The organism is bacterium (assembly GCA_040757115.1).
Lineage (GTDB): Bacteria > UBA9089 > CG2-30-40-21 > CG2-30-40-21 > SBAY01 > JBFLXS01.
This window is the reverse complement of record JBFLYA010000232.1, coordinates 1-5,837: the sequence shown is the minus strand read 5'-3', so window position 1 is coordinate 5,837 and position 5,837 is coordinate 1. Positions and strand designations below refer to the sequence as shown.

The following is a 5,837-nucleotide window of genomic DNA, read 5'->3' as shown; positions in this document are numbered from 1 at the left end:
TGAGATGAAAAGAGAAGTAGCGGCTTGGGAATCAGAAAGAAATGATGCAGGGGCTAAAGTGGATTGGCAATTTACGACCCCAGATGCAAGGATTAAACTGAAACGACTTTATCCATCAATTAAGTAGTGACAGAGCACTAGTGCTCTGTCACAGAAATTTCTAATAGATTGGTAGCCGCAGGTTTCAGCCTGCGATCATTTCGCAACCTAAAGGTTGCGGCTGCCACTGAAGCAAGAACAGAGAGTCGGAGAGGAAGCAGACTATTAAAAACTTATGTGAGAGTGCACTAGTGCTCTGTCGCTACTCAATTGATGTGCCCCGCTGGCGGGGGGATTAAGGGGGTGGAATATGAAATCTGAAATAGAAGAATCCACCCCCCTACCCCCGCCAGCGGGGACAACGGCCAATCAATCATTTGAATGGCGACAGAGCACTAGTAGAATGTACATAATAACTTTATAACTTTAGAGACTTTCAATGAAAATAAAATGAAAATAAGTAGATATTTATTAAGTATAATAATCATTATTGGGGGAATACTTTTTGTAACAAAAGTAATGGGAACCAACATCCAACCATCTATGACTATTATTACTCCTTTTGCTCCAGGAGGAGAAGCAGATGAATCCTATATCATTAGTTGGGATGATAGTGATCCAGATAATAATGCAAAAATTGCCCTTTACTTTAACAAAGATAATACCGGAACCTTTAATGCAACCTTAATAGTCAAAAATATAGACGAAGATGAAAATACTAATATTTATCTTTGGAATACTTCAGATATTTCAGAAGGAAACTACTATATTTATGGTATAATTGATGATGGAATTAATCCTCCAGTCTGCACTTATGCCTCTGGAAAATTATTTATTAGGCATTGGCAAAGAGGAGAAAGTAAATTACCTTGGTATGATAAAGGAGTATGGTTAATGGGAGATATACATGTGCATACAGTTATGAGTGAGGGAGATTATCCTGAAACAGAAATTGTTAAAAAAGCAAAATTTTTTGGCTGTGACTTTATCGCAATTACACCTCATGGAGAGGCTGAAATTGGGACTTTAAGTTATTATCAAGCAATAAAAAATGCAAGATTTACCTGTCCTGACATAGTAATCTTTGATGGGATGGAATGGAACATTCCTGCTGGTGAACATGCTACTATACTTGTGACCAATGTCCCTAATGAACATGAAATAATAAAAAAATTTAGGCTTAACTATGATAGTCTTGTTTCTGGTAAAACAGAACTTAATGATGCAATAGAAGGATTAAGATGGCTTAATTCTCAAAGGGCTAATGGAGTATTACCAATTTGTAGTCTAAACCATCCTAGTAGAATTGGCCTTTACACGATTGAAGAATTAAGAGCGTATGATAAGGTGGGGGATGTATTTATAGGATTTGCAGGGGCACCAGGCTATCAGAAGATTCATATTCCAGGATATGATTTAATTGATGGTTATGATCCAATGGTGGGTGAAATTGGTGGTACTTGGGATATTCTCTTAAGTGAGGAGAGAAATTTCTGGATTCGTGTTGAAAGTGATTTCCATAATCCTTTTTTTAATTATTATCCGGGTGAATATTCAAAGACATATGTCTTTTGTCCGACAAAGAGTTATGAAGGTGTAATAAAAGGATTGCGACGTGGTTGTATGTATTGTGTCCATGGAGATATAATTACAGATTTAGAGTTTACAGTTTCCTCTGAGATGATGAGTGGAGTTATGATGGGTGAAGTGTTACAGATTAAAAATAGAGATCCTGTTGTGGTATCTATTAAAGTAAGATTTAATGAAGAAATAACTAAAATTGAACTCATCTCAAATATTTCTGGGAAACCAAAATTGACAAAAGTATTTACTTCAAAAGACTGGATAGAAAAAGATGGTTATCTTATCATGAACTACAAAATTACAAATTTTGACAATGATTTTTATGTAAGGATTCGAGGTAAGTCTTCGACAGATAAATGGTTTTATTCTAATCCAATTAAAATAAAAGTAACGATTTAACCATCTGAAGTGAAATATTGGGTGGTGTCTGAAACAAGCTAAAGTTTAGGATGCATCGTCTCGATAATTATAATAAGGTAAGTATTCAAGACTAACTTGTGGGTCTATCAGGAGCGAGGTTTGGGGTACCGAAATTTTACAAAGGAGAGAAAACGATGCATCCAATAGAACATTTTTGTTGTCAGAATTTTTCTTGTCCGAATTACAATATTCGCGGTAAAGAAAATCTTTCTTTCTCTGGATGGAGTGGAAAAGGGAAACGGATTCGGCTGATTTATTGTCCGAGTTGCGGTGCTCATTTTTCGGAGCGAAAAGGAACAATGTTGAATTATGCACGATTGCCAGCAGAAGTGGTAATATCGGTAATGAAACATATTCAGGAGGGTTGTGGGACGCGTGCCACCAGCCGGTTGGTGGGAGTGGACAAAAACACAGTAACTCGATATGCACGATTAGCTGGAGATTATGCTAAGAAGGTGCATGATGAATTAGTGGCTTTTTCCCCCTCAGACTAAAGAGATACAACTTGATGAGAAGTGGGGATTTGTATCAAAAAAGGAAACTAATTGTAATCAGGAAGATCCTCTGGATTATTTTCGAGGTGATGAGGGAGACCATACTGCCGTAGACCCTGAACATCGTCTTTTGTTAAGTCTGGTGTCTGGGAAGCGGACAAAAGAAAACTGGTGTCAGGTGGTTGAAGATGTCAAAAAGCGGACAGGTGGACGAACAGATTTGTTAATTACCAGTGATGATTATTCAGCATACACTTGCGCCATTGAACAAAGTTATAGTTATGAAATAGAGCCATTTGAAGATGGTGATTTGGGAAATTCCTCAAAGCCTGAGAAAAAAATGCCAGAGGATTTGTGTTATGCTACAGTGAGCAAAAAGCGGGAGAAAGGTCGTGTAGTCAAAGTGGTGAAAACGATTGTATTTGGCACAGTGAAATTGTTGGAGAGATTGCTTGCACGGTTTAGGGTTAGTACTACAATTAATACCTCATTTGTGGAACGAAACAATGGTACGGATCGTGGGAAGAACTCACGAAAGAAGCGTAAGACTTATTGCTTTTCGAAGGACTGGAATCTACATAATGCAATCTCTTACTTCATTGGATTCAGCTACAATTTTTGTTGGGTAGTGCGAACATTACGAATAAAGGACATAGAGGGATACTGGCAGAAGCGAACTCCGGCCATGGCTGCTGGACTAACTGACCATGTTTGGAGTATAGAGGAATGGCTTACCTATTCAGTTAGAGGAGACTAGCTATTTTCAGACACCACCAAATATTGGACAATGGGATAACATTCCCTGTTTTGATCCATTCAGAAAGTGAATTACTTAATGCAGAAATAGGACCAATCTGGCGAGGATGTAATGTCCTAAATATTGACATTAATATTGCTTGGGTATCAGCACTTTGGTGAGAACGGTTACAATAAGAGTTTTTTCTCATAATGACTGCGGGTCTTATCTGTCTTTCAGCATGGTTGTTGTGGGCACTTACTTGAGGATGATCTACAAAGGTGAATATTTCATCTTTGTATCTCATGAGTCGTTTAGCCAAACGCTTGCAGTCAGCATCATTATATTCTTGGTTGTATATTATCTCAAGTCGCTTATGCAAGTTATTGCTCTTTGACATATAAACATTGGGTTCTATTTCTTTCTGCTTATTAGAAAGACGCAGAGCATCCTTTAGTAATGGTTTAAGTTTCTTTCTAAACTTAAACCATTCAGGATTCTTTTATTCTTGGTGGATATCTCTTCTAAATCACCAAATAAATGCACAATATACCTCTGTTTAGCCCAGGCGACTATCTTCCCATCGGCACTGAAAAAATCACAGATCAAAACACTCCCAAATACTTTACCAAGAACTTTCTTGATGACTGGAGAACCCCTTGATCTATCTATGGTATAATAGGTAAGTAATTTATTTGTAAAAACACCAAAACTAATGAGGATTCTTTAGCTTCAATGTCTTTGAGAATTAACTCAGAAACCTTCTCTATATGTTGTGCTACCTTATCTAATAACGAGTTGACCGTATCTTTACTCAACCCAGTGATACGCTCTGGAGCTCTAATACCATTACCTTCAACTAAACGTTGGAGCACTTCTATGACTTTTTCTTTGGGAAGTGCGTAAAGCGAAAAACATTGTCCCTCTGTTTGAAATTGTCCCGTTGACTGTTGAAATTTTAGTAGCGGTTACCTCCTCTGATATATTATAATAATCAGGGGTCGATAAAAAATCTTTAAAAGGAGGAACCGCTTATGAAAAATAATACCATAAACCAGAAGAAATTGCAAGAAGTTTATGAAGGAGGAAAGAGAAAAATACCATTAGAGATATCGATAGATGTTAAGGCAGAGTTTTTAGAGTTAGCTATATCTTCAGGATTCCGGGTTATAAGAGCTCTCTTTGAAGAGGATGTAGATACTTTATGTGGTCCTTGTTATCAACACCAAGAAGTTAGGAATGCCTTTCATTGGGGTAATACAAAAGGAGAGATAATCCTTGGAGGCCAAAAAGTACAAATAGAGAGGCCACGAGTAAGGGAAAAAAATAAACAAGAACTTTCTCTTCTTTCCTATGAACATCTAAAAGATAAAGACCCACTTAAGGAGAGGGTACTAAATCAGATATTGATAAGGGTAAGTACCAGAAGATATGGGGATTCTTTAGAGACCAATATTCATTCAATAGTTTCAAGGGCAACAAGTAAGAGTACCATAAGTGGCTGTTTTGTAGCTATGACTACCAAAAGATTTATAGAATGGCTTAGCAGACCACTAAAAGAGTTAGATATTTGTATTCTCTACATAGATGGAGTTATCTTTGGGAAACATACTATTGTTGTAGCGGTAGGAGTGAATCAAAGAGGATATAAAGCATGTTTTAGGAGTATATGAAGGTTCACCAGAGAATGCCCAGGTAGTCCAGTCCTTGATAACAATCTGGTTGAGCGTGATGTGAGGGTGAATAAAGAATTTACTCTTGTAGTAATTGATGGTTCCAAGGCACTCTATAAAGCAGTGAGAGAATCTTTTGGTGATGTTCGTATTCAGAAATGCCAACGCCATAAAATAGAGAATGTAAAGAGTCATCTGCCAAAAGGCTTACAGATCTCTGTAGAGATGAGTATGCGTTAATCTTATCAAAGTGAGAGTTTGGATACAGCAAAGAAAATTATTAGCAATCTTGCTTTGCGTCTTGAGCAAGATTACCCGGGAGCGGATACAAGTCTTCGTGAAGGATTAGAGGAGACTTTTACGGTAATTGAACTTATACTTCCAAAGAGGCTTCGCCAATCTCTACAGACAACTAATGTGATTGAAAGCACTCTCTCTGGAATAAGAGATATAACTGGGAATGTAAAATGTTGGAGAAATGATTCAATGGTTCTCAGATGGGCAGTGGTAGGGTTTTAATAGAGGCAGAAAAATGATTCAAAAGGATACCTTTTCTCATCCAGACTCTTAAAAACAAAATTGCCATCTCTTGAGAAGAAGGTGGCTTAAAATATGAGGGGGCCGCTCAGAGAATTTCAACAGAGATTAGGACATCCTCTAGAAACAATGAGGCTAAAAAATGGTTTGATGAAGGTGATATAGAGTTTAAACTCTCAGCCTAATTCTAATCATCCAGGTCGAAAGTTTTTGACATTTCCTGACGATAAAGATGTGCGGTATAATGTCAAGTAAAAAAAGACAGACTATCCCCCAGCAAGATATAACTAAATTTAAAAAAACTAAAAATTGAGATAAATCTTGTTAACATAATCTGCTCTTTGATAATTTATT

At 37.1% G+C, this 5,837-nt stretch carries 7 protein-coding genes and 1 pseudogene; 6 read left to right on the top strand and 2 right to left on the bottom strand.

What is annotated here, in order from left to right:
* The 4 genes from AB1422_15730 to AB1422_15715 all read left to right on the top strand — a co-directional run.
* On the top strand, positions 1-127 hold a 127-nt coding region (locus AB1422_15730), incomplete at its 5' end, for an IS630 family transposase (protein MEW6620759.1).
* Between the two features lie 362 nt (positions 128-489).
* On the top strand, positions 490-2,022 hold the full coding sequence (locus tag AB1422_15725) for a PHP domain-containing protein (protein MEW6620758.1): 1,533 nt from the start codon (positions 490-492) through the stop codon (positions 2,020-2,022).
* Between the two features lie 155 nt (positions 2,023-2,177).
* Positions 2,178-2,537, top strand: a complete 360-nt coding sequence (locus tag AB1422_15720; GenBank protein ID MEW6620757.1) for a helix-turn-helix domain-containing protein — start codon at positions 2,178-2,180, stop codon at positions 2,535-2,537.
* 178 nt (positions 2,538-2,715) lie between these two features.
* A complete protein-coding gene (locus tag AB1422_15715; protein MEW6620756.1) occupies positions 2,716-3,294 on the top strand; it encodes a hypothetical protein in 579 nt (192 codons plus the stop codon).
* Here the strand turns inward: AB1422_15715 and AB1422_15710 are convergent.
* On the bottom strand, positions 3,281-3,718 hold the full coding sequence (locus tag AB1422_15710) for a transposase (GenBank protein MEW6620755.1): 438 nt from the start codon (positions 3,716-3,718) through the stop codon (positions 3,281-3,283). The genes AB1422_15715 and AB1422_15710 overlap by 14 nt on opposite strands.
* A gap of 223 nt (positions 3,719-3,941) precedes the next feature.
* A complete protein-coding gene (locus tag AB1422_15705; protein ID MEW6620754.1) occupies positions 3,942-4,148 on the bottom strand; it encodes a hypothetical protein in 207 nt (68 codons plus the stop codon).
* Positions 4,149-4,307: 159 nt separating this feature from the next.
* On the opposite strand from AB1422_15705, the gene AB1422_15700 reads away from it, so the two are divergent.
* Positions 4,308-4,946 carry a transposase gene (locus AB1422_15700; GenBank protein MEW6620753.1) on the top strand — a complete coding sequence of 213 codons (639 nt, stop codon included), beginning with the start codon at positions 4,308-4,310 and terminating at the stop codon, positions 4,944-4,946.
* A gap of 60 nt (positions 4,947-5,006) precedes the next feature.
* A pseudogene (locus AB1422_15695) lies at positions 5,007-5,465 on the top strand (transposase).
* Positions 5,466-5,837: the final 372 nt, after the last annotated feature.

Bases quoted from the DNA above. Each gene is read 5' to 3' on its own strand.
- AB1422_15725 (MEW6620758.1), top strand. From the start codon at position 490: ATGAAAATAAGTAGATATTTATTAAGTATAATAATCATTATTGGGGGA.
- AB1422_15720 (MEW6620757.1), top strand. From the start codon at position 2,178: ATGCATCCAATAGAACATTTTTGTTGTCAGAATTTTTCTTGTCCGAAT.
- AB1422_15700 (MEW6620753.1), top strand. From the start codon at position 4,308: ATGAAAAATAATACCATAAACCAGAAGAAATTGCAAGAAGTTTATGAA.